We start from the raw sequence: 1,028 nt of genomic DNA on the forward strand, positions 1-1,028 counted from the left end.
CAGGATCTGGCGGCAATTGCTGCCCTGGCCCACGGCGTTGGCGCAGTGTTTCACGTTGATGCGGCGCAGGGCTTTGGCAAGGTGCCGCTGAACGTGGACGCGCTGGGCATCGATCTGCTCAGCCTGACCGGGCACAAGATTTATGGGCCAAAGGGCGTGGGCGCGCTGTACCGCCGGCCGTTTACCCAGCTGACGCCGCTGCTGCACGGCGGCGGCCAGGAAGACGGGCGTTCGGGCACGCTGCCCGCCGCGCTGATCGCCGGCCTGGGCGCAGCGGCGCGCATTGCCGGCGCGGCCATGGCAGAGGACAATGCCCATGCTGCCCGGCTGCGCGACCGGTTGCTGGCGCAATTGACCGTGCAAACCAGCATCAACGGCTGCCGTGTGTCGCGCTGGCCGGGCAACCTCAATCTGTCGTTTCCCGGTGTGGCCGTGCCGCTGCTGCCGCAGTTGCCCGGCCTGGCGCTGTCATCGGGATCGGCGTGCGCCGCCGTGACCGGCCGGCCCAGCCATGTGCTCACCGCGCTGGGCCTGTCCGATGCGCAGGCCAAGGCATCGCTGCGGCTGGGTTTCGGGCGTTTCACGACCGAAGCGGACATTGACAGCGCTGCCCTGCAAATCAATGTTGCGGCGCAGCGAAATCTTGCCGATATTTGAGCGGCAAAACAGATTCGAAAGCGCACGGCAGGCCGTCATGATCAAAATCCGCTTCATTTCCGCCGATGGCAGCCATGATATCATGGTGGAAGCCGCCGCGGGCGACCGTTTGCTGGATATCGCCCAGGCCAACGGCCTGCCGCTCGAGGGCACGTGCGAAGGCGCGATGGCTTGTTCGACATGCCATGTCCACCTGATCGGCGGCGATACCGAGCGCCTGCCCGCGCCATCCGAAGAAGAAGAAGACATGCTGGATTTCGCCGCCGGCGCCAACCGCCAGAGCCGTCTGGCCTGCCAGATCAAGCTGACCGCCGACATGCACAGCCTGGACGTGAAAATCCCACGCGCCGTGATGGACAACAGCCGGTAAA

The 1,028-nt window shown here is 66.0% G+C and carries 2 protein-coding genes; both read left to right on the forward strand.

Annotated elements, in window-relative coordinates:
* Window positions 1-657 (forward strand): cysteine desulfurase family protein (locus ABWP50_RS13555; protein WP_353218512.1); only part of this gene is annotated, 657 nt, incomplete at its 5' end.
* Window positions 658-694: 37 nt separating this feature from the next.
* Window positions 695-1,027, forward strand: coding sequence for a 2Fe-2S iron-sulfur cluster-binding protein (locus ABWP50_RS13560; RefSeq protein WP_353218513.1), 333 nt, complete (start codon window positions 695-697; stop codon window positions 1,025-1,027).
* Window position 1,028: the final 1 nt, after the last annotated feature.

Origin of the sequence: Sandarakinorhabdus sp., assembly GCF_040398645.1 — a bacterium.
Classification (GTDB): domain Bacteria; phylum Pseudomonadota; class Alphaproteobacteria; order Sphingomonadales; family Sphingomonadaceae; genus Sandarakinorhabdus.

What these genes read in the sequence shown, in the direction of transcription:
- ABWP50_RS13560 (WP_353218513.1), top strand. Translation starts at nt 695, where the DNA reads ATGATCAAAATCCGCTTCATTTCCGCCGATGGCAGCCATGATATCATG.